This is a genomic window from Mycobacterium aquaticum (assembly GCF_002086485.1).
Classification (GTDB): Bacteria; Actinomycetota; Actinomycetes; order Mycobacteriales; family Mycobacteriaceae; genus Mycobacterium; species Mycobacterium aquaticum.
Map to the genome: position 1 here is coordinate 181,593 of NZ_MVHF01000004.1, position 21,888 is coordinate 203,480.

The window sequence follows — 21,888 nt, forward strand, 5'->3', positions numbered from 1 at the left end:
ATCATCGCCGGCAGCGCGCCCGCAGCATGTCATGCTGGGCAGTGTTCTCAGGGCATGGATCGTCGGCTTTTCTTGTGCCCGACCGTAATTCCGCGATGCGGGCGATGACGTCGTCATAGCTCAATCCCGATTCCGCCAGCAGGCACCCGATCACCGTTCCGGTGCGGCCCTTCCCGCCCAAGCAGTGCACGTACACCGTCCGACCCGCGTCCAGTTCAGCGTGGATGCGGGCCAGGATTGCGTCGTAGCCCGCGTGGTCGAGGACGCCGAAGTCGGGGATCGGGTGCGCGAAGTACCGCACCGTGCGTCCGGCCGTCTCGGCCGCCGCGTCCAGGCGCTCCCGGTACGGCGTCAGGCGGTCTTGGTCAGTGGTGAGGTCGATGACGGAGTCGACACCGGCCTCGACCAGGACACGCACTTTGGCGTCGGCTTCTTCGGGCGTGGCGGAGCCCGGGTATTCCCCGGCCAACAGTCGGTGCGGTTGTACCCACCAGGCGTGCAAGATCTCGTCGTGCGGCCACCGCTTGGCGGTCGCTCGAAATACGTTGTGCACCAGTCTGATTATCCAGTAGGGGTCAGCTTGATGGCGGCGAGGTGCAAACGCTGCGCTGCCTCGGTGAACTCCTCCAGCGTGGGGACGCGCTGGTCACGGAACCCGAGCCCCATCATGCGCTGGGCACGTTTGGCCCCGTAGGACTCGGCGCAGCGATGGTACAAGTCGGCGACGGTCGCGACGTCGTCGATGAGCTCGCCGCGCATGGTCGTGGTCTTGCCGTCGTGGAGCACTTCGGCGGGTGCGCCGTCGCGGAAGTTGTTCTTCCAGGCCGCGTCGGTCAAGGCGTAGAGGGTGTTGTCGATACGGTGTGCGCTCAAGGGGATTGCGTACTGCCGTCCGGTCTTTCGGCCGCGTACCGTCAGGACCATGAGCTGGTTGCGCGCGGGGCCGGCCAGCGGTGTGTGCAGCAGCAACCGCATGGCCGGGTTGACGACGCGGAGCATCGTGGCCGACGGATGAGCCAGGGTGACCGCGGATGACTGCTCTGTCATATCCCCACGGTAGGCCGATCGTTCGAGGTTGCCCAGATCGTCGGCGCCGGAGTGGGACCATGGCGGTATGGCCGGCTTCGTGACGGTCCGGGCCTATGCCGAGCTGAACGATTTCCTGGGCTCCGCGTCGCGGGGCCTGACGGTGCGTCGCCCGTTTCGCAGTCATCAGACGGTCAAGGATGTGCTGGAGGCGATGGGCATACCGCATACCGAGGTCGATTTGATCCTGGTGAACGGGAATCCAGCGGGCTTCGAGCACCGCCCGGCCACCGGCGACCGCATCGCCGTGTATCCCATGTTCGAGGCCCTCGAAATCGGGACCACGGCCCGGCTGCGCCCGGTGCCGTTGCGGGAGCCGCGGTTCGTGGTCGACGTCAATCTCGGCCGTCTGGCGCGGCTGCTGCGGCTGCTGGGTTTCGATGTGTGGTGGTCGAACGACGCTGACGACGGCACGCTGGCCGACATCAGTCTCAGAGAGCATCGCATCCTGCTGACCCGCGACCGTGGCCTGTTGAAGCGTCGCGCCATCACCCACGGCTTGTTCGTCCACTCCCAGCAGGCCGAGGAACAGACCCTCGCGGTGCTCCGTCGTCTGAATCTGCAGCAGCGTCTGACGCCGTTCACCCGGTGCGTGCGGTGCAACGGTGCACTGGCCGAAGTGTCGAAGGAAGAGGTGTTGGACCACCTCGAGCCGCTGACTCGGCGTTACTACGACGAATTCAGCCGCTGCACCGAATGTGGGCGGATCTACTGGCGTGGTTCACATTTCGCAAAGCTGAGCGGCATCGTCGACGAGCTCTTGGACCAACTCTGACTCAAAGAAGTCACCCGTATCAGCTGTCCCACGTGTCACCAATTGCGGGGCGAAAGGCGCCCATGCGGCGCGGTGCGGTGCGGCTGTCATGCGCGGTCATTAGTCTGGCCCGGACTGAGTGGAAAGTGACACGGTGATGTTGGTTCTGCACGGATTTTGGTCCTCCAGCGGCCTGTGCCTGTGGGGTGAGGACTCCGCGCGAGCGGTCAAGAGCAGCAGCCAGGCTCTCAGGACCGCGCGGCCGCATCCGTTCGCGGCGTCGACCGACGTCGTCGCCGCCGTCCATGCCGGCAAGCCCGGAAGTGCCGTGCTGCTGTTGCCGTCGCTGCGGAGTGCGCCGCTGGACTCGCCGAGCCTGCTCCGCATCATGCCGCGGCCCGCCGCACGCAGTGAACCCGCCTTGCTGCCGTGGACCGTTCCGGTGCTGTCATTTTCGGCCACGGCGGCGTCGAGCGTGTTCGATGAGCCCGCCGCCGACGTGCGCTACGGCGAGTCTGTGGGCTACTTCGCCGACTTGACGGCCTTTGCGCACGAGTTGGTGAAGCGCGGGCGGGTACTGCCTGCGCTCGGTTTCGACGTGCACGGGCCGGTCGCGTTGTGGCGGCCGGTGGTGCAAGGCGCCGATGTCGTGACGCTGAACGCGCTGGTGGCGGCGATGCCGCCGGTATGCCGCGCGGAACCGGACGCGCCAGGTGCCTACGACCTGGTGACGTCGGCGCTGCAGGCTTTCGTCGATGCGGCGGCGCGTGCGGCGATGCCCGACTCCGACGATCTGCTGCCGCCGCGGCGAGGCCGCCGTCCGAAACGGCTCCCGCCGGAGGAAGCCTGGTTGACGGCCCTGACCGCGCCGGACGGCAGGATCGACGCCGATCCGGATGAGTTCGACGCCCTGGCCGACGCATTGCAGCCGTGGGACGACATCGGCGTCGACGAGCCCGGTCCGGCGCGGGCGACCTTCCGGCTGACCGAGCTCGAGGCGGATGAACCGGCCTGGCGATTGGAGTTCCTGCTGCAATCGGTCGCCGACCCGAGCCTGCTGGTTCCGGCGGAGCAGACTTGGGACGACGACGGCGGCCTGCGCCGTTGGCTGGATCGTCCCGAGGAATTGCTGCTGGGTGAGCTGGGACGCGCCGTTCGGATCTATCCCGAACTCGCGCCCGGGCTGCGCACAGCCCGCCCGTGCGGGATCGACCTGGACGCCGAGGGCGCGTATCGGTTTCTGGCCACCGCCGCGCCGCTGCTCGACGAGGCCGGGTTCGGGGTGTTGCTGCCGTCGTGGTGGGACCGTCGCCGCAAGATCGGCCTCGCGGTGTCCGCATCCACCCCGGTCGATGGGGTGGTGGCGTCCGCGGGACGGTTCGGGCGTGAGCAATTGGTGGATTTCCGTTGGGATCTCGCCATCGGCGACGACACCCTGACCGAGGAAGAGATCGCCGCGCTCGCCCAGACCAAGGCTCCGCTGATCCGGCTACGGGGCCAGTGGGTCGCGGTGGATCCCGAACAGCTGCGCCGTGGGCTGGAATTCCTCGAACGCAACCCATCTGGGCAGGCGAGCACTGCAGAGATCCTGGCGTTGGCGGCCGCGCATCCCGAAGACTCGGACACTCCGCTGGAGATCACCGCGGTGCGCGCCGATGGCTGGCTCGATGATCTGCTCAGCGGTGCTGTGGCACAATCACTTTCACCGCTGGAGCCGCCACCGGACTTCGCCGCGACACTGAGGCCCTACCAACAGCGCGGGCTTTCGTGGTTGGCCTTCCTGTCGTCGCTGGGCTTGGGCAGCTGCCTGGCCGACGATATGGGCTTGGGCAAGACCGTGCAGTTGCTCGCATTGGAGGCCGCGCAGCGCCACGACCAGCCCGACACCGCGCCGACGCTGTTGCTGTGCCCCATGTCGCTGGTCGGCAACTGGCAACGCGAGGCCGCGAAATTCGCTCCAGGCCTTCGGGTTTACGCCCACCACGGGACCGGGCGGTTGCGCGACGAGGCGCTGCGCGCGCACTTGGGCGATGTCGACCTGATGGTCACGACGTACGGCACCGCCACCCGCGACATCGACGAACTCGCCGAATATCGGTGGAATCGGCTCGTTCTCGATGAGGCGCAGGCGGTGAAGAACAGCCTGTCCCGCGGCGCCAAGGCGGTACGCCGACTCGACGCCGAGCACCGGGTCGCGCTCACCGGCACCCCGGTGGAGAACCGGCTGGCCGAATTGTGGTCCATCATGGACTTTCTCAACCCGGGACTGCTCGGTTCCTCGGAGAGATTCCGTGCCCGGTATGCCGTTCCGGTCGAGAAGTACGGCCAGACCGAGCCGGCCGAGCGGCTGCGCAAGATCACCCGTCCCTACATCCTGCGGCGGCTCAAGACCGACCCGACCATCATCGACGATCTGCCTGAGAAGATCGAAGTCAAGCAGTACTGCCGGCTCACCACCGAACAGGCGTCGCTGTATCAATCCATCGTCGACGAGATGATGGAGAAGATCGAGACCACCGACGGAATCGCGCGGCGCGGCAACGTTCTTGCCGCCATGACCAAGCTCAAACAGGTGTGTAATCATCCCGCGCAACTGCTGCACGACCGCTCGTCGGTCGATTCCCGCTCGGGCAAGGTGATTCGGCTCGAAGAGGTGCTGGAAGAGATTCTCGCCGAGGGTGATCGCGTGCTGTGCTTCACCCAGTTCACCGAGTTCGCCGAGATGCTGGTGCCGCACCTGGCAGCGCGGTTCGGGCAGGACGTGGCCTACCTGCACGGCGGCACGCCGAAGAAGCGCCGCGATGAGATGGTGACGCGCTTTCAGGCCGGGGACGGCCCATCCATCTTCCTGCTGTCGCTGAAGGCCGGCGGCACCGGGCTCACCCTCACTGCCGCCAACCATGTTGTGCACCTTGACCGTTGGTGGAATCCCGCGGTGGAGAACCAGGCTACCGACCGGGCGTTCCGGATCGGTCAGAAGCGCTCGGTGCAAGTCCGCAAGTTCATCTGCACCGGCACGCTCGAAGAAAAGATCGACGACATGATCGAGGAGAAGAAGGCGTTGGCCGATCTAGTGGTCGGTGACGGCGAAGGGTGGCTGACCGAACTGTCCACCGGCGATCTGCGCAAGCTGTTCACCCTGTCGGAAGGGGCTGTCGGTGACTAACTGGTACCCGCAGTCGCGGCCGCTGGAGGTCGACGGCGGCGTCAAGGCGCGCAGCACACGCGGTGCGATCGGCCAGACGTGGTGGTCGCAGCGCTTCATCGAGGTGCTGGAGGCCATCGGTATCGGCAGCCGACTGCAGCGGGGCCGCAACTATGCCCGGCGGGGACAGGTGATTTCGCTCGATGTCGGTCCGGGTCTCGTGACCGCTCAAGTACAGGGCAGCCGGGCGCAGCCCTATCGGGTACGCATCGGCATCGCCGCCTTCGGGAAGAGCGAGTGGGCGCAGGTCGAAGGGGTATTGGCCGAAAACGCCTGGTACGCCGCCTCGTTGCTGTCCAACGAGATGCCCTCGGACATCGAGGATGTGTTCGACGCGGTGGGATTATCGCTATTTCCCACCGGAATTCGGGAGTTGTCGCTGGACTGCTCATGCCCGGACAGTGCGGTCCCGTGCAAGCATCTCGCCGCGACGTTCTACCTGTTGGCGGAAGCGTTCGACGAAGATCCGTTCGAGATCTTCGCCTGGCGAGGCCGTGACCGCGAGGAGTTGCTGGAGAATCTGGCCGCCGCCCGCTCTGCGCGCCCGGCCGCCGACCGGTCCGAGCCCGCGGGCCCCCAGCTTTCCGATTGTCTTGACTCATTTTTCGTGCGGCAAGCCGACGTGCGTGCGTCGAGTCCTCCGGTGACGTCGTCGACAGCCCTGTTGGACCAGCTTCCCGAGATTCCGGTCGCGGTGCGCGGGCGGGGGCTGGTGGAGACGTTGCGACCGGCGTATGACGGATTTGGTGCCGACGCTAGTTGAGTCAGGCGTTGGGCCTCTCTTTCCCGTCGCACCGGCTGATGCGTCGGGCCAGCTCGTGTCGAACCTTCTCTGTGCAATATGTACCAATCCGGCCCTTATTGCAGATTGAGTACCACAAGGTTAGCTATGCACGTCTCCTGTGCGCTGACGGGCGCGCGAGTGGGGACGCTGTCGGCGTCGTCAAGATTCTTGACGATCCGCGTACGGGTCTGTGGCGACTCCTTGCTGACGCTCTGACGCTACAAGCCGATCTGGGGCCGGGTGACGATGCTGACGCGGATGGCCGAGTGCATCTTTGATCTGACACCAAAGTATGTGCGCATGGAAGGCGCTGAAGTGCAAGAAGTAGCAGAACGACGACTTCCGTAAAAGTCGTCGAACGGCTACAATTCGAAAAGTTGTCGAACGACTACAAGGGCGTGAAGGATGCAAGTGAAGACGATGGGCGATATCGGAGCACTTGTCCGTTCGGCGCGCACCGCTCGCGGGATGACACAGGCAGACCTCGCTGAGCAACTGCGCATGAGCCGAGACTGGGTCGTCCGATTGGAGAAGGGGCATCCGCGGCTCGAAGCGCAACGGGTACTCGATGCTCTCCGCGTCGTGGGGGTGAGCCTCGAAGCGACCGCTCCGGAGGCGCAGCCGAGCGTCGTCCGCGAACGTAAGCAGCGGAGCGCTCGCCAGAAGCGAAAGGTTGCAACGGCTGCTTCAGCCCCCGTCGACCCGTTCGATGCGCTGTTCGGCACGAGGAAGGCTTGATGGCAGGCCGAACCCTGCGGATTTACCTCGACGGAATCCCGACCGGCACGGTGACGCAGTCCAGCCATGGCTCTCTGGCGTTCGCCTACGACGACCAGTACGTCGACCAGACCGACCCGACACCTCTGTCGCTGTCCCTTCCTGTCCTGTCCGACAGACACCGAGACAAGGCCGTGCGGGCCTATCTGGAGGGCTTGCTCCCGGACAGCGAAGGTACGCGACAGCGCTGGGGACGCGAATACAACGTGTCGCCGAATAATCCCTTCGCTCTGCTCACCCACGTCGGTCGCGACGCAGCCGGCGCTGTCCAGATTCTTCCGCCCGACGTCGACCCGGCTGACGCTCGGGCGCGAACCCACGATATCCAGTGGCTCAACCACACTGACCTTGCCGAGCTGGCGCAGGATCTTGCCACTCATCAGTTCGATTGGGATCCGGGCAGGTTCGGTGGCAAGTGGAGTCTCGCCGGCGCCCAAGCGAAAGTTGCGCTGTTCCGGGATCCGAAGTCCGGCCGATTCGGCATCCCGCGCGACTCGACGCCGACGACCGTGATCCTCAAGCCCGCAATCACCGGCTATGCACGACACCACATCAACGAGGCACTGTGCTTGCGTGCCGCAAGTGAAGCCGGGCTGCTCGCTGCCAAATCGGAGGTGGTGGAAATCGCCGACATTCAGGTCTTGATCTCGGAGCGCTACGACCGCTTTCATGCGGGTACTGTGTGGCGCCGGGTCCACCAGGAGGACATGTGTCAGGCGTTGTCGGTGCACCCCAGTCTGAAGTATCAGTCCGACGGGGGGCCGGGTGTTGGTGATATCGCAGACCTGCTCAACAGGCTGCCGATCGAGGACCGGGGCGTAAACGCCGAGCGCTTCTTCAAGGCGCTGGCCTACAACGTCCTCATCGGTGGCACCGACGCCCACGCGAAGAACTACTCGCTCGTCCTCATCGGATCACGCGCTCAGGTTTCGCCGTTGTATGACGTCGCCTCGGCGGCGCCGTACGACCAGCGCGAGCGCCTCCGATCGTCGATGAAGATTGGCGATCACTGGAAGATGCTCGGCATCAACACTTCTGACTGGAGCAAGGTTGGACGCCGCCTCGGGATTCCCGCGCACCAGGCCGTGGCCTGGGTGGATGAACTCCGTGACGAGCTTCCCGGTGCGTTTGAGCGCGCCGCCGCATCGCTGCCGACGAACGCGCGCCCCGAGGCAGAACGCATGGCAGAGCGGATCATTGAACACGTTGCAGGCACCTGGAAGCCCAGCCTGGACCGCTGAGCCGCGCAACGGTTCCGCTCAGCCCAGCGGCGGCAGCGGGTAGATGACCGGCGCCTGGGAGGACTCCGGCGGCGCGATGGCCTTGACCTGCCCGCCCTGGATCTGGACCAGCATCGGGTTGAGCGCGGTGTTGTTGTGGAAGTGGTCGCCCTCGGTGGCGAACTTGATCGGCCCGTAGAACGTCTGCAGGTCGGTTGCTGCGATCAGGTCGTTGAGCTTGCCGCGCGCGTCCTCCGACAGGGCCGGCGACTCACCCAGCTTCTCCACGGCAGCCTGCAGCACCCGCCCGGCCGCGCTGCACCCGGCCGCGGTGTAATCCGGCGGCGAGCTGTACTTCTGCTCGAAGGCCTTCGCGTAGTCGCCGGCCGAGCCGAACAGGTCGTCCTTGAACGTCGCCGTCGGCAACCACACCGAGATGCCCATCACGCCGTCGGCTTGGCGGCCAAGCGCTTTCGCGAAGGACGCGTCGGTGATGCCGTAGTGCTCGATGATCGCCTTCGGCGTGTAGCCCGTCGCCGCCATCGCCTTGACGAAGTCGACCAGCAGCACATCGTGACCGCCGACCGCCACGATGTCGGGCTTCTGCGCCGCGACCACCTGGGAGACGGGCGCCAGGTCGGCGTTCGGCGGGAACAGCGAGAAATGCAGCACGTTGAGCTTGGCCGCCTCGGCGCCCGACCGGAAGCCGTTGGCGGTGTCGCTGGAGAACGGTTCGTTGGCGCCGACGACGGCTGCGCTGACCGGCTTGGGATTCGCGGTGTCCACGATCGACTGAATCGACCGCGCCGCCGTCAGGTCGACGGCAGGGATGACGCCAAAGGTGAACGCGGGCTGCTTCTTCCAGATGTTGGGTGATTCTGCCGACCCGGCGATACAGGGGACCTTGTACTTGGCGCAGATCGGGTCCATCGCGAGCTGCACGCCGCTGGTGTAGGCGCCGAAGACGGCGTTCACGCCGTCCTGGGTGATCAATCGGGATGCCGAGTCGGCACCGGTGGCGGGATCGCTCTTGCAGTCCTGCACGATCAGGTCGACCTTGTACTTCTTGTCGCCGATGGCCAGGCCGCCCTTGCTGTTCACCGTGTCGGCCCAGAATTGGTAGCCGCGCTGGGCGATCTGGCCGCCGGTGGCGGATTCACCGGAGAGCTCGAGCACGGCGCCGACCTTGAACGTGTCCGACGTTCCACCACCGCCCTTTTCGCCGCCGCACGCGGCGAGCACGCTCGGGCCGACCACCACGCCGCCTGCGACGAGGCCGGCCCGGGTCAGGAAGAGTCGGCGGTTGATGTTGTGGGACATGGTGATTCCTCTCCTTCAGCGGCCACCCAGATAGAGGTGCATGAGTTCGCGGTCGTCCTTGACGTCGGCTGGGGTGCCCTCGAAGCGGTTGCGTCCCGCCACCAGGACGTACATCCGGTCGGCCACCCGCATCGCTTCGCGGACGTTCTGCTCGATCATGATCACGCCGACGCCGCGGCGCGCTAGTTCCGCCGCGCGGGCCAGCACGTCGCCGACGAGCTTGGGCGACAGGCCCGCCGACGGTTCGTCGAACAGCAGGAACCGTGGGTTCAAGATGAGTGCCCGGGCGATCGACAGGATCATCTGCTCGCCGCCCGAGAGCTGGCCGGCCGGTACGCCATACCGCTCGCGCAGCCGCGGAAACTCCTTGAGCAGCTCCTCGATTCGCTCGTCGAGCTGCTTGCGGGAGCGGATCGTGTAGCCGCCGATGCGCAGGTTGTCCCGCACCGACAGATGCGGGAACACCCCACCGCCTTGCGGCATCATCGCCAGACCGCGGCCCAGGGTGCGATGCGACGGCAGATGCGTGATGTCATCGTCGTCGATCGCGACGCGCCCGGCCCACGGATTGATCACTCCCACCATGGCTTTGAGCAGTGTGCTCTTGCCGCAGCCGTTCGGCCCGAAGATGCAGGTGACCTCGCCGGTGCGGGCCGTCAGCGACACCTCGTGCAGGATCTGCACGCTGCCGTAGCCGGCGTCGAGGTTCTCGACGGTAATCTCACTCACTCGTCGGCACTCCCAGGTACGCCTCCATGACGTGCGGGTCGTGGGAGATCTCGTCAAAGCTGCCCTGCGCCACGATCTTTCCGGCGTCCATCACCAGGATCCGGTCGCAGATATCCTGCGCGAGTTCCATGTCGTGCTCGATCACCAGGAACGTCGTGCCGTCGTCGCGCAGGGCGCGGATGGCGTCGAGCATGATCTGGCGCAGCCGCGGATGCACGCCGGCGGCCACCTCGTCCAGCAGCGCGACTTTCGGTTTGCGCATCAGCACCCGGCCCATCTCCAAAAGCCGCTGCTGACCACCGGAGAGGCTGCTCGCGAGATCCTCGGCGACATGGGTGAGTTCGAGGCGGTCCAGCACCGCGTCGGCGTCGGCGCGGGCGTTGTCCCAGTCGAACTGCACCGCGGCGGTCCAGAGGTTTTCCCGCACAGTCATGTTCACGAACAGCGCGGGGATCTGGAACGTGCGGGCCAGGCCGGCCCGGGCGATGCGGTGGGCAGTCAAGCGGGTGATGTTCTGGTTGAACAGCGTCACGGTGCCGCCGTCGGGTTTGATGGCGCCGGTGAGCAGGTTGAACAGTGTGCTCTTGCCGCTCCCGTTGGGGCCGATGATGCCGACGATCTCGGCCTGCTCCACCTCGAACGTCACGCCGTCGACGGCGCGGATGCCGCCGAACGCGCGGAAGAGGTCGTTCACCGCCAGTACGCTCATGGCCGGGCCTTCTGAGGCGCGACGCGGCCAAGAAGCTGATGTACCAAGCGCATTCGGCGGGCCCGGCGCATCAGGCTGACCAGACCATCGGGCAGGAACAGCACGACCGCCATCACCAGGGCGCCCACCACGATGATGTAGGCGGTGGTCTCGCCGTAGCTGACCCGCAGTTGCTCCTGCAGCAGGAACAGCGCCGTCGCGCCGAGCGCCGGACCCCACGCGTGCCCGAGACCGCCGACGAGCACCATCACCACCAGCTGGTCGGTGATCAGGGTGTTCAGCACGCTCGCCGGGTTGATGAAGGTGATCCAGTACGCGTTGATGCCGCCCAGCACCGCCGGGATGATCGCGCTCAGCATGAATGCCTCGATCTTCACCAGCGTGGTGTTGATGCCTTGGGCGCGGGCGGCAGTCTCGTTGTCGCGCACCGCCTTCACCTGGAAGCCGAACCGGGACCGTTCCAGTAGCAGGTAGCACACGGCGTACGCGATCGCCGCCGCGGCGAGCATGGTGTAGTAGAAGAAGTTGTCGTCGTTGCGGATAGGTGTGCTCAGGCCGGCCGAGCCGCCGGTGAAGCCGAGGACCGTGGTGAGTTCGCGGACCGCCTCGGCCAGCGCCCACGTCGCGATGGCGAAGTACGCGCCCTTGAGCCGCAGCGCGGGCCAACCGACCAGCGCCGCAACGGCACCGGCGATCACTGCCGCGACCGGAAGCGTCGCCCAGAAGTTCCAATGGTGCTGCGGTTGCATCAGGATCGCCGTGGTGTAGGCGCCGATGCCGAAGAACGCGACGTGGCCGAAGCTGATGTAGCCGGCGTAGCCGCAGATCACATTCCAGGACAACGCGATCCCGGCCCACAACGCGACACCCGTGGCGACGCGGACGTAGTAGGGCGACGTCATCATCGGCAGCAGACACAAGACCGCGACGACGAGGGCGAGCACCCCGAGGTTGAGGTATGGGTTACCTCCGGAGGCCGGCCGGTTCCTCATGCCAGGCCTCGCCGCGAGATGCCTTGCGGGAACAGCAACAGCGCGAGGAACAAGACGCCGAACACCACCAGCAGGGTGTAGTTGGCGCCCACGTACGTCGTCACCACCGACTGCAGCACACCCAGGAACAAGCCCGCCGCCAGCACGCCGACCACCGAGCCCAGGCCCGCCAACACCACCACGAAAAACGCGAACAATGTATAGCGCAGACCGACTTCCGGCGTCATCGCGTAGATGGCGCCCAGCAGTGCGCCGGCCATCGCGGTCAGGCCCGTGTAGATGGCGTACACCAGGCTGCTGATGCGCTTGACGTCGATGCCCATCAGCCCGGCGTTGTCTTTGCTCTGCGCGGTGGCTCTGATCGCCAGACCCGTTCGGGTATAGAACAAGAACGCCAGGAACAGGCCCGTCGCGATCACCGCGAACACGAAGCCGGCCACCCGGATTGCGGGTGCCGTGATGCCCAGTAGTTCGATGTTGCCGGGAAAGAAGCTGGTGCGCACCGTGCGTGGGTTGTACCCGAACGCGGTGAGCAGGCCACCGCGGATCAACGTGGCGAGGCCGAACGTGAACGCCAGCCCCATCAATGCGGGCAGCGCGTACTTACTGGTGCGGACTCGATAGATCAGTGGCGCGATGAGCCAGCCGACCACACCGAACACCACGAACACCGCGGGGAGCAGGACGAACGCGTCTATGTGGAGCACCTCACTGGCGACGATCGCGGCGTATGCGCCGATGACCACCCACATTCCGACGGCGAGATCGACGACGTCCAGGACTCCGAAGGACAGCGAGAAGCCGATGCTGATCGCGACATAGAGGCCACCGATGAGGATTCCGCCGACAAGCGCTTGCACGAGCTCGGCCATGGAGTCCTTTCGACAGGGCGGTCAGGACTCTTCGGAGCGTATCCACGGCACGGGGGAGTTATCAGCAGATCACGCGGATTGGCTGGGCGCCAGAGACTGTCGCAACGTTGCTCCCACTCTCACTATAGGGCCGGGGGTGGGGCTTGCGGCAAGGCCCCGTGGTTGCTGCACAATCGTCCGGCCGCGAAGTAACCGCTGATGGGGGAATGTTGTGACGAGTACACCGAAGCCTTTTGAAGTGCATCCGTCAGGTGCCTACCTGCACGGCACCAAAGCCGATCTTGCGGTGGGGGATCGGCTGGTGCCCGGCCGCGAGTCGAATTACGAAGCCGGCCGGATCATGAATCACGTCTATGTCACTCAAACTTTGGATGCCGCGGTGTGGGGCGCCGAGCTTGCTGTCGGCAAGGGCCGAGGCCGCATCTACATCGTGGAACCCGAAGGTCCGCTTGAGGACGATCCGAATGTGACGGACAAGAAGCTGCCCGGCAATCCGACCCGCTCCTACCGGACCCGTGAGCCGGTGAGGATCGTCGGGGAGATCACCGATTGGGGGGACGAAGTTTCCCGGCACCTGGCCGTTGAATAGTTGCTGATGTCGATAGCGGACTGATAACCGATCCACTAACCGATCCACGACTACGAATTTGCGGGATCACGTTGGTTGCGGTCGGAAACGGCCTGGTGGCTGCAATCGCGGCTGCTGCCATTTCGAAACCGAGATCACACGCCCGCTCTTAGACCTTCGGCAAGCCGGCTGGGCTCGCGCTCCGGACATCCGGTCCGCATGGTCAGTCGTCGAGGGTATCGTCGTCTCTGTCGGGGGTGTACTCGCCATATGGATCGGTGAACTCGTAGAGCACTGAACCGACGAGACGCTCGATCGAGATGGCTGTCGGGTCGGGTGCTGGTCGGCCCTCCGCGTGTGCGAGGCGTTCAGCGGCGATGAAAGCCAGCCGCACGGCTTGAACGACGAGCACACGTCGCAATCCCTCGGACACCTCGCCCCGTTCCCGTGAGACTGCTGCGAGCCGCGAGATCGTCTCTGCACGCCGGGCGATGCGAATATCCGGATGCTGGCGCTCTTCGCGCACCTCGTCGTCGATCAACGACCAACGAAGCGACGGTGGCATTACGACTGTGTCCGACACCGGTGGTATCTTCTCGTTGAGGATCGCTTTAAACCGCGACTGTTCGATCGCGTTCAAGTAGGCGGTGTACTCGTGGGCGTCGAGGTTCTTTTTTGCTTCCTTGTCTTTCGCACTGACGTTCTCCAAGTCCCAGAGCGGCCACATTTCGGCGTCGGCCACCTCGAAGACGTCGAGGATACGCATTGCGACAGCATCGCTGCGTTGATTGGTTAAGTGCCGCCTGATACGGGTCCGGAGCTTCTCGTTGGTCTGGCCCACATAGATTGGCTCTCCGTCGTAGTCGTAGAAGGCATAGACGCCCCATTTTGCGTTAGACCACTTCCGGCCGCGGTCGTCCTTCTCCTCTAGGAACGCGCGCAGTCGCTTGCGAAATCCGCGGACGTCGGGTGCCGGCAACGAAGACTTGGCGGGCCTCTGAGGCTTCGGATTCGGAGACGCCGTACCCTTACTTGACACTTAAGTGCTCGAAGTCGGTTGTGGGAGTACCGAGTTCTCCTCTTAGAAGAGGTATAAGGTAATGAGTCCCGAGCCACTTTACGACCGGCACGGCGACCGCGTCACCGAATCCGAAGAGCGCCTGATTAGTGCCTGCGGTCCTCAGATTGTAGTCGGCTGCACCCATGAGCCTGGCGTACTCCAGCGGCGTCATCCAGCGTACTTGCAGGCGTTCGCCTCCTAGGCGGACGATCGCCTGCTTTGATGACCCGCCACGCGCAGTCCGCAGGCAGCCCGAAATGTCGTCTGCGCGCACCTCCCACATGGGAATGCCTCCGCGGGTTCGTCTATATGCGGTCCGATACAAGATTTTTCGTGATCGCCGCAGCTCGTTGATCCGTTCGGTCTGCATAGGCGACAGAGACGAAGCGAAACGCGCCGTACGGTGGTCGTCCCACCACCGCTCATCCGCGTCTGGCATCTCCTCAATCAGTGACGACAAGCCACTAGTAAGAGGGGCCGGTGGCGCTGGCAAGCGGGCGCGGTGGGTCCGTAGCCTGGAATCTCCGTACACCCACTGCAAGTACTCGGGCCGCAAGTCTGGATTTGATTCTGCGGAATCCTCCGGCGGGTTCAACGCCCCGATAACAAACATTCGCGGGCGCGATTGCGGGAGAAAGCGACGTGCGTCGATAGCAAGCACATCGACCGAATAGCCAAGCTGATTGAAGGCGGATATCGCCGCATAGAGGTCGTCTCCGCCGTGCGAGGTTGCCAGACCTGTGACATTCTCGAGTACTACGACAGGCGGGCGCTTATCATTCAAGTTCTCGAGCAATCGGATGAAGTGCCAAAACGTCCCCGACGCGGCACCAGCGAGCCCGGCGCGCGCGCCTGCCAGTGACAGGTCGGTGCACGGTGAAGAAGCCCAAGCCAGAGCAGCGTCAGTGGGCAGGTCCCATGCAGACACCGCGGCGATGTCGCCCAGCACAAACGTATGGCCTCGCTTCTCTCCGAAGTGGGCGAGATACATCTGTTGTTTGCTGGGCTCGTAATCGTTGGCCCAACTCGCCGCAAACCCGGCTCCTTCAAGTCCAATCCTTGCCAGGCCGATGCCAGCAAAGAACTCGATCATCTTCGGCTTGCCGCGTGTCTTCGCGGTGCTGATCGCCGTCACGCTACCCACGCGGTCACAGTATCTGTTGGTCCCGACATCGTCCGGGAGGCTCACCTATATATACCGTGGTGAGGTGCCAGAGTCATGGGCGTCAAGTGACCACGCGAGGACGGCCATGCGCGCCAATAAATCACGCGATACGACACCTGAACTGGCGATCCGGCGGTTCCTGCACGCCGCGGGGCTGCGATATCGGGTTAACGCCCGGCCGATTCCACAGTTGCGGCGGACTGCAGATGTTGTATTCACGAGGCGACGGGTTGCCGTATTCATAGACGGTTGTTTTTGGCACGGATGTCCGGAGCACCATCGACTGCCAACGGCGAACTCCGAGTACTGGATGGCCAAAGTGCAACGCAATAGCGCCCGGGATAAGGACACGGATGCGAAGCTTCGTGACGCTGGATGGGTCGTCTTGCGCTACTGGGCGCACGAAGACCCCCAAATCGTCGCTGACGAGATCCGACAAACCGTGTTGGCAGCGTGTCAGATCAGGAACTAGCCGCCGGGTTGTCATACATCTGCGACGGCCATCTGTATATGACAGCGTTCCAGCAGGCCACGGCCGACGACCCGCGGCCGGCAAAGTCGATGCTGCCCCAAAGTTCGCGGATTTCAGGAGCTACGGCAAACGGAAAGCCTAAAACATGCACTGTTTCATTCGCGCCATCGGCGACGCCGAACAGTCGCTTGCAGCCTGTAGCCGTGCGGCGACGAATCGACAGTTACCACTTCGAACAGAAGTGGATGGGCGGTCGGCCAAGTTTCGTCGTAGGCCTCAAAGAACGGTGCGCATGCCGGTCGGAATGAACACGATCCACAGACTGCTGCGGCCGGACTGGCAAGAGAGCTGTCGAGTTCTCCGAGCATAGAATCGTTCACTCTGTCAAGAACGGACAGCGCGCTGTCAAGAACGGGCAGCGCGCGGTCACGTACCTGTTGGACCTCGTCGGCGTCGACGGCTATCGAATGCCTGGTCCCTTCTACAGTTTCGATCGCAGCATGGCTTGGGAACTCACCAATTTCCGATTCGACAAGCCCGCTGTCCACGCCTTTTGCATACGGACTTTCCAGAGCGACCATCCTGGCCATGTCTCTGGCGATGGCGGCAACGCCGGTGCCCATGCCTTCCGAAGCGCCGACATCGATTCTGCGACGGCTGCGTCCCACGCATTATCAAACTCGCCAGGCCTGATACGCGATGCCGAACTTGCCTCGCCCAGCTGCCGAGTTACCTCGTGTATCGCCTCACCGAGGGCGTTCGCCGGCGACGGGCGGTTCAGCGACGAAACTTCAGGATCCCGACTGTATCCGAGACGCCAAAGGCAATTTTCACCTTGGTTGAGCTGCGTCGGTGTGATGAACTTAATCGGTGTTGGACGCGGCTGCCGCGATCGCACAGTCATTGAAGATGACGCCAAACCACCAGCGGATTCATTCGAAACGCCCGAATGTCCTCCAGCACCACACTGCGGAATCTCTCCGTAGCCGCCTCGTAGGCCGCCGCTTGGGTGTCGGTGAAGAACTCTGGATCAGCCCGCCACAGAGGGTGAATGAGCATCACGCAGCGTTCGTTTCGTGTGATCAACGGGATATCGTCGATATGCTCGGTCCGAGATCCGCTCAGGGCTTGCGCGGCCACATCCATCCAGATTCCGGTGCTTGGGAGCGATCGGCTTACGGTCATCTCCACACCTGCGGCGAGCTCGAGCATGTCCAGCGCGAGGCGCCAGTCCAGCAGCGCATGTTGGCGAGCATTGTCGTACGAGCGAAGGCAGTCGGGACACGATGTGTCACAACGATCCTTGTGCTCTTGAGCATCCCATTGCAGGCGCAGGTCGTCGAGGGTGCTGTCCAACATAGTCTCGAATTGATCGGCCTGACCGAGCTCGACAGCGTATCCCGCACCGTTAGCGGCAGTGTCAGCAAGGTAGATGGCTGCGGCCACTTGTGCTTTCGTGTCTGGCTCCTCGGCACCAAACAGCGGTAATCGCAGCGGCGTTAGTCCGGTTGTCAACTCTGATGGGTCGAGATCGAGATGAACCTCCGCGCCGCGGCGGAGTGTCTCGGCTAGAGAGGTGTAGGCAGCCCGACCGGAAGGTTGGTCATATAACGCAACAGCGCCTGTTCTCACGTCAAGTCGTCGCGGCGTCACCAACAGCGCATCTGTCACGCGGATCTCGCCGATTACAACAAGGTTTGAGGCTCCGCCGGCCCCCGGCTCGGCGAGGACCGTCCCGTTCGGTTGGTGAGTGAGTTGATAGCCGCGGCCCATGCTGTCGTTAATTGAAACCAATTGACTTTGCGAATACAGGTCGAGATCCACCCGACGAACCTCTGCGTGGTCTGTCGGGAAGACGTTGAGCGTTAGTGCTGGGCTTCCAGCACCCCGCAGGACATCGACGTCATCTGCGAAAGGCCGAGCGCTGTAGTCGGTCCTGAATCCTCTCGGTTCATAAAGCGAAACATGCTCGAGGGTTTCATGGCACGCGCCACATAGCGCTTTGGGATTAAGCTCAGTACGACCGCATTTAGGGCAACGACCGACTGCATGCGCACTTCCTAGCGGGTCGACCGGCTCGACGAACTTGCCTTTGGGCACGTACGCAGCGAAGCCGGCAGCCTTGTGCACTAGGCCGTCTTTTACGACCTGCGCACCGGGGGCGAAAGAACTGATTGCGATGTCGAGCGATCGGTCGCTGACGACATCATCCTCCATCGCTTTGCGTGTTTTGACGTCCGAGTGCCAGAGACTGCGCACGCGCGTAGGGAATCCGAACATCGGCAATACACCATGTCGGGCGAGCGCCTCGCTGAGCTCAGTCTCGGTTGATTCGGATTCACGTTTCACGACATCATCGATCTCGTCGATTAGTGAAGACTGCACCCATGCCTTGATCTCGTTGACGTCTGTTGGATTCAGAGGCGTATACGTAGCGAGGCGGTCCACGACATCGCTGACAAGCCCTGAACTATCGAGCCACGAACTGACTTTCGATCGGAGGACTGGCCACCCGTCAAGCTGGCCAAATGTCCCGTGGTTGCTCTTTGGTGTCCAATCGGGGGCCGGTCGAATGCTTGAAAACGCCTCATAGAGGCACTCGCTGGCTGCCACTCGTTGAACAATCCGCTTGCGAGCGAGGTCGAGAAAGGGCTGTGGCGGATTATCCCCGGTGATTCTGTCGGGTCGATTGAAGTAGTACTCATCATGAGTGCGATCGCGACATACAGTCACTGCGAAGCTCAGTGCTTGGCCTGATCGTCCAGCTCGACCGACGCGCTGTTGATAGTTAAAACGCTGTGGAGGCACATTGGCCATCATTGTTGACCGGAGCGAACCGATGTCAACTCCGACTTCCATTGTTGTTGTGACGCTCAAAACATCGAGCTCATCAGCGAGCTCGTTCTCGGACTGCGTGAATGCGCCCTTGAACCATCGTTGCCGATCACGCTGCGTAGTAAGGGGTTTCGTCTGGCCAGTCAGCTCGGCGATCGCCAATCGCCTTGGCGGCTGATGGGCGAGCCAGGCGTAGTAGTCGCGGTCCTCAGGACCATCGATCTTGATCTCGACAAGCGTATGGCCAAAGCACTGCCGGTTGGCGCATACACCGAGGCTCTCTTGAAGGTGAATGAAGTTGCAGCGGGTGCAGCGCCACGCCTTCGTGCCCGCAGGTTCGAGGACCAACGTCGAGTCGGCGGAACTCGTCTTGAGCAGCCAGCCGGCGATGGCGCGACTTATGACTGGCTGCGCCACAATTGCTTCAAGCTGGTTGATGAGGCTGTCAGCATCCACTTTGAGTCTCGTGGCGACGGATTCGACGTACTTACGGATGGGTGGCGGTGTTATTGCCTCCGCGTGCACGCCGCCGCGGTCGCTGTTTTCCGTTCTGCCGAGGAGGCCGAGTATGCGGATGACACTGGACAGCAGTTGAGCCTGTTGTTGGTTATCTAGAGGGCCCTTTACAGACGTTGTGCCGTCGACTGAAATGTGTGCAATAGCAACGGACTCGAGGTCGCGACGGGCTCGGTCAAACGCGGCTTCGATGACAGACTTTCTCAATTCATCCTTCAGCTTCGCCTGCCCCTGCTGGATCGGCGGCTCAGGCCATAACCCTGGCTTGGGCGGCGTGAAGGCGCGGTACCACGGATTCCCACCCCGGATCCCGCCCTCTAGATACTGGTTGTAAGGGTTCGACCCGCCGGGGTTGGCCCCGAGGGAAACGAAGACCCGGGTGACTCGTTCGCAAAGCTCATTGAAGGTGACGCTGCCTGAGTCGCAGAGATCTGCTAAAGCCTTTGCCAGAGCCTCTTTTTCGGATTCGTCAATACGCATCCCGCTCTTCTGCTTGAACCGCGCAAGGCCGGCTTCAGCGAATCCGTGCTCCACATGAGTGCCTGCGGTGATAAGCGAGTCCAGAGCTGCGTATGGGTCCGGGCCGGCGCCAATTTCTTGGCGGACGACCTGCCGGACCAAGTCGCGATGATGGTTGCGGGCTACGCCAGCCGCCGTTCGTGCGGCATCATCTCGACTGTCGGTGAAGACAATGGTCTTTGCGTCCGTGACAGACTGGCGGCCTTCTCGTCCAGCGCCGAGGCTACGAATCAGCTGCGAAAGGTACAGCTGAATCGCCGCGGTAGGGCCGCCGGCATGACCTCGTACGGGTGAGAAGAGCTCCCCCGCCCTGTAGTTCGACTGATGCCGGGAGACAAACTCACACGCCGGACAGCGGTCGGGCAGCGCCGGTATGCGGTCTTCGGGCGAAGCGCCGCCGACTAAAAGACTCAACCCTGTCGGCTTTGGCGAATTCACTTCGGCGAGACCTAGACCAGGATTCCACCGAGTCGGAACAAACGCGAGTCGCAGGCCGGCCTTACTCCATGAGTTGAGTGCACCTGGCATGAATCCCGGGCGGTACCAAACGAATTCAGCGGTTGACCTCAGAAATACGAGCTTGCCACCCTGGCCTTCGTTGACCGGTGCTGGGGCAAGGAGAACTTCGTTGCCGTCGGCACTCCTGTCGACAACAAACCCTCCTAAGCTGATATCTCCGCATTCGTAGCAGTAGAGGACTTCAAGTACCCTTGACCCGCACGAGGTGCAGGTGCTTAACGGGGTGTTGTAGAGCCTTCCTATCTGGCGGTTCTCGGCTGAGGCGGTGACCCCGCCACACTGTGGGTTAGTACAAGCCCACAATCCCCGAGGGTTCCGCACAAATATGTGCCCCCGTAGAGGGATCGATGATGATGTCGGTGTGCTCTCAGCCAGTTGCTGCAGTACATTTGCGAACAACTCTTGGCGGTCGTCAGCTTCGGGGAACATGCGGTCCGCGATGACATCGGTAGCTGTCGCGCGTATCCGATGTTCTACGGGATCCTCGCATGCTGCCGCAATGGCGTGCGATGCAGATTCAAGGTCAATCGAACCGGCACGGGCTCGGCCTGGATCTACCGGGCCCGCATTGTTCAATGCTAGTTGCCTGCCCGGCTCGATAGCGAATGAACTGCGGTCGACGCCGAAGAATTGTTCGAGAAAGTCGAGGCCGCTCGTCGTCTCTGTGAGTGACGCCGACGTTGCGATCACCCGAAGTTGGGGGCTGTCTGGCGACAGCCCGAGCCGCCTCAGTAACGCGCGAATGATCATCGCGACTTCGCTACCCTGTGTTCCCCGGTACAGGTGGAGTTCATCGACGACCAGCGTGAAGACATGGTCCTGTCCGCAGGCTAGCCAGGTTGCGGTCTGCTTGAACATCGAGTCCTCGAAGTGACGCATCATCATCGTGTTCAGCATCGAGTAGTTTGTGACCAGAACATCGGGCGCGTGCGCGATCATGTCCCAGCGAGTGACCATCTCGCCGCCTCGCGGATCGGTGAACTGGCTCAGGTCGATTTCGGGACGCCCACCTTGTTTGGAGTACACAAGATCTGCGTACTCTCGCTCATATCTGCGCAGTTGAGCGGCCACCTCGCGCGCTGCCGCCTTCGATACTGGTCGGTTCCGGGAGCCGACGCTGCTCCCGGTATAGCGCCCAAACCAGATTGGGCGTTCAGGCATGACTTCGCGTAGTTCTCGAACTGCGCGGCGCAATCGGGTCATTTGGTCTTCGACGAGCGCGTTCGTGGGGTACAGGATGAGCCCGCGGACGGCCGGGTGCCGGCTTTCAGGGTGGCGCATCGGCTGCCAACCTGATGCATCTGACTCCCACCACCAATGTGCCTGGTGTTGGGGCCGCCAAGTGATTGCCTCGTTGACGATGCGAAGCAACAGTGGTAACAAGAAGGCTTCTGTCTTGCCAGAACCGGTGCCAGATGTGATAACTACGTTCCGGCCAGGTTCCGTCCCTGGCCTGAAATGGTGCCGAACTGATTGCGCCTGATGCTCGCGAAGCCTCAGCTGGTCAACCGGTGCGAATGGAAGTAATGCCTCACCTACGGCTCGGGCCGCTGCTTCTCTCACGCCTGCTCTTGTTGTGACGTCAAGTAACAATTCCGAGTTCTCGTAGGGAATCACGGGCTCGACCATAATCTTGCCGATCAAGGCGTCATCTTGCTCGAGTAGCGCTCTACGTTCCCGCATCACCGATTCGTCGTTCAGCCAGAACGCTGTGTCGAAATAGCGAATATATGCGTCGCGGAGGCCGCGTGCGAGTGAGATTGGGGTGATCTGTGGCATTGGGTGC

Annotated in this window: 18 protein-coding genes; 7 read left to right on the forward strand and 11 right to left on the reverse strand. The window is 63.2% G+C overall.

Features of this window, described 5'->3' with window-relative positions; genetic code table 11:
• Position 1 precedes the first annotated feature (1 nt).
• Positions 2–553, reverse strand: a complete 552-nt coding sequence (locus BST13_RS06305; protein WP_211296021.1) for a protein-tyrosine phosphatase family protein — start codon at positions 551–553, stop codon at positions 2–4.
• A gap of 8 nt (positions 554–561) precedes the next feature.
• A complete protein-coding gene (locus BST13_RS06310; RefSeq protein WP_083161755.1) occupies positions 562–1,047 on the reverse strand; it encodes a hypothetical protein in 486 nt (161 codons plus the stop codon).
• Between the two features lie 67 nt (positions 1,048–1,114).
• Between BST13_RS06310 and BST13_RS06315 the strand changes: the two genes are divergently transcribed.
• The 5 genes from BST13_RS06315 to BST13_RS06335 all read left to right on the forward strand — a co-directional run bounded on the left by BST13_RS06315 (position 1,115) and on the right by BST13_RS06335 (position 7,847).
• Positions 1,115–1,861 carry a Mut7-C RNAse domain-containing protein gene (locus tag BST13_RS06315; RefSeq protein ID WP_083161757.1) on the forward strand — a complete coding sequence of 249 codons (747 nt, stop codon included), beginning with the start codon at positions 1,115–1,117 and terminating at the stop codon, positions 1,859–1,861.
• 136 nt (positions 1,862–1,997) lie between these two features.
• Positions 1,998–5,006: a DEAD/DEAH box helicase gene (locus BST13_RS06320; protein ID WP_083161981.1), complete on the forward strand. Its 3,009-nt coding sequence runs from the start codon at positions 1,998–2,000 to the stop codon at positions 5,004–5,006.
• Positions 4,999–5,808: an SWIM zinc finger family protein gene (locus BST13_RS06325; RefSeq protein WP_245839397.1), complete on the forward strand. Its 810-nt coding sequence runs from the start codon at positions 4,999–5,001 to the stop codon at positions 5,806–5,808. Before BST13_RS06320 ends, BST13_RS06325 begins: the two co-directional genes overlap by 8 nt.
• 441 nt (positions 5,809–6,249) lie before the next feature.
• Positions 6,250–6,567 carry a helix-turn-helix domain-containing protein gene (locus BST13_RS06330; protein WP_245839409.1) on the forward strand — a complete coding sequence of 106 codons (318 nt, stop codon included), beginning with the start codon at positions 6,250–6,252 and terminating at the stop codon, positions 6,565–6,567.
• On the forward strand, positions 6,567–7,847 hold the full coding sequence (locus BST13_RS06335) for a type II toxin-antitoxin system HipA family toxin (RefSeq protein ID WP_083161763.1): 1,281 nt from the start codon (positions 6,567–6,569) through the stop codon (positions 7,845–7,847). The genes BST13_RS06330 and BST13_RS06335 overlap by 1 nt, the downstream gene beginning before the upstream one ends.
• 18 nt (positions 7,848–7,865) lie before the next feature.
• Here the strand turns inward: BST13_RS06335 and BST13_RS06340 are convergent, their stop codons facing one another.
• The 5 genes from BST13_RS06340 to BST13_RS06360 are packed head-to-tail and all read right to left on the reverse strand — an operon-like array spanning position 7,866 to position 12,448.
• Complete coding sequence (locus tag BST13_RS06340) at positions 7,866–9,146, reverse strand: amino acid ABC transporter substrate-binding protein (RefSeq protein ID WP_245839399.1); 1,281 nt, start codon at positions 9,144–9,146, stop codon at positions 7,866–7,868.
• 15 nt (positions 9,147–9,161) lie between these two features.
• Entirely contained in the window at positions 9,162–9,875 is a 714-nt protein-coding gene (locus BST13_RS06345) for an ABC transporter ATP-binding protein (RefSeq protein WP_083161767.1), read from the reverse strand.
• A complete protein-coding gene (locus BST13_RS06350) occupies positions 9,868–10,584 on the reverse strand; it encodes an ABC transporter ATP-binding protein (RefSeq protein WP_083161769.1) in 717 nt (238 codons plus the stop codon). Before BST13_RS06350 ends, BST13_RS06345 begins: the two co-directional genes overlap by 8 nt.
• A complete protein-coding gene (locus BST13_RS06355; RefSeq protein WP_083161771.1) occupies positions 10,581–11,576 on the reverse strand; it encodes a branched-chain amino acid ABC transporter permease in 996 nt (331 codons plus the stop codon). The genes BST13_RS06350 and BST13_RS06355 overlap by 4 nt, the downstream gene beginning before the upstream one ends.
• Positions 11,573–12,448, reverse strand: coding sequence for a branched-chain amino acid ABC transporter permease (locus BST13_RS06360; protein ID WP_083161773.1), 876 nt, complete (start codon positions 12,446–12,448; stop codon positions 11,573–11,575). The genes BST13_RS06355 and BST13_RS06360 overlap by 4 nt, the downstream gene beginning before the upstream one ends.
• A gap of 211 nt (positions 12,449–12,659) precedes the next feature.
• Here BST13_RS06360 and arr point away from each other — a divergent pair, with 211 nt between their 5' ends.
• On the forward strand, positions 12,660–13,037 hold the full coding sequence (gene arr / locus BST13_RS06365; RefSeq protein ID WP_083161775.1) for an NAD(+)--rifampin ADP-ribosyltransferase: 378 nt from the start codon (positions 12,660–12,662) through the stop codon (positions 13,035–13,037).
• Between the two features lie 202 nt (positions 13,038–13,239).
• Here the strand turns inward: arr and BST13_RS06370 are convergent, their stop codons facing one another.
• On the reverse strand, positions 13,240–13,995 hold the full coding sequence (locus BST13_RS06370; protein WP_083161777.1) for a GIY-YIG nuclease family protein: 756 nt from the start codon (positions 13,993–13,995) through the stop codon (positions 13,240–13,242).
• Between the two features lie 49 nt (positions 13,996–14,044).
• The gene (locus BST13_RS06375) at positions 14,045–15,220 is read right to left on the reverse strand and encodes a DNA cytosine methyltransferase (protein WP_245839400.1); all 1,176 of its coding nucleotides are present in this window, start codon (positions 15,218–15,220) and stop codon (positions 14,045–14,047) included.
• Between BST13_RS06375 and BST13_RS06380 the strand changes: the two genes are divergently transcribed.
• Positions 15,147–15,713, forward strand: a complete 567-nt coding sequence (locus BST13_RS06380) for a DNA mismatch endonuclease Vsr (RefSeq protein WP_083161985.1) — start codon at positions 15,147–15,149, stop codon at positions 15,711–15,713. The genes BST13_RS06375 and BST13_RS06380 overlap by 74 nt on opposite strands.
• A 155-nt stretch (positions 15,714–15,868) precedes the next feature.
• On the opposite strand, the gene BST13_RS38635 is transcribed toward BST13_RS06380, so the two are convergent.
• Together BST13_RS38635 and BST13_RS06385 are read right to left on the reverse strand one after the other, a co-directional pair.
• Positions 15,869–16,381: a hypothetical protein gene (locus BST13_RS38635; protein ID WP_142282745.1), complete on the reverse strand. Its 513-nt coding sequence runs from the start codon at positions 16,379–16,381 to the stop codon at positions 15,869–15,871.
• Between the two features lie 232 nt (positions 16,382–16,613).
• Positions 16,614–21,881: a DEAD/DEAH box helicase gene (locus tag BST13_RS06385; protein WP_083161779.1), complete on the reverse strand. Its 5,268-nt coding sequence runs from the start codon at positions 21,879–21,881 to the stop codon at positions 16,614–16,616.
• Between the last annotated feature and the right edge of the window lie 7 nt (positions 21,882–21,888).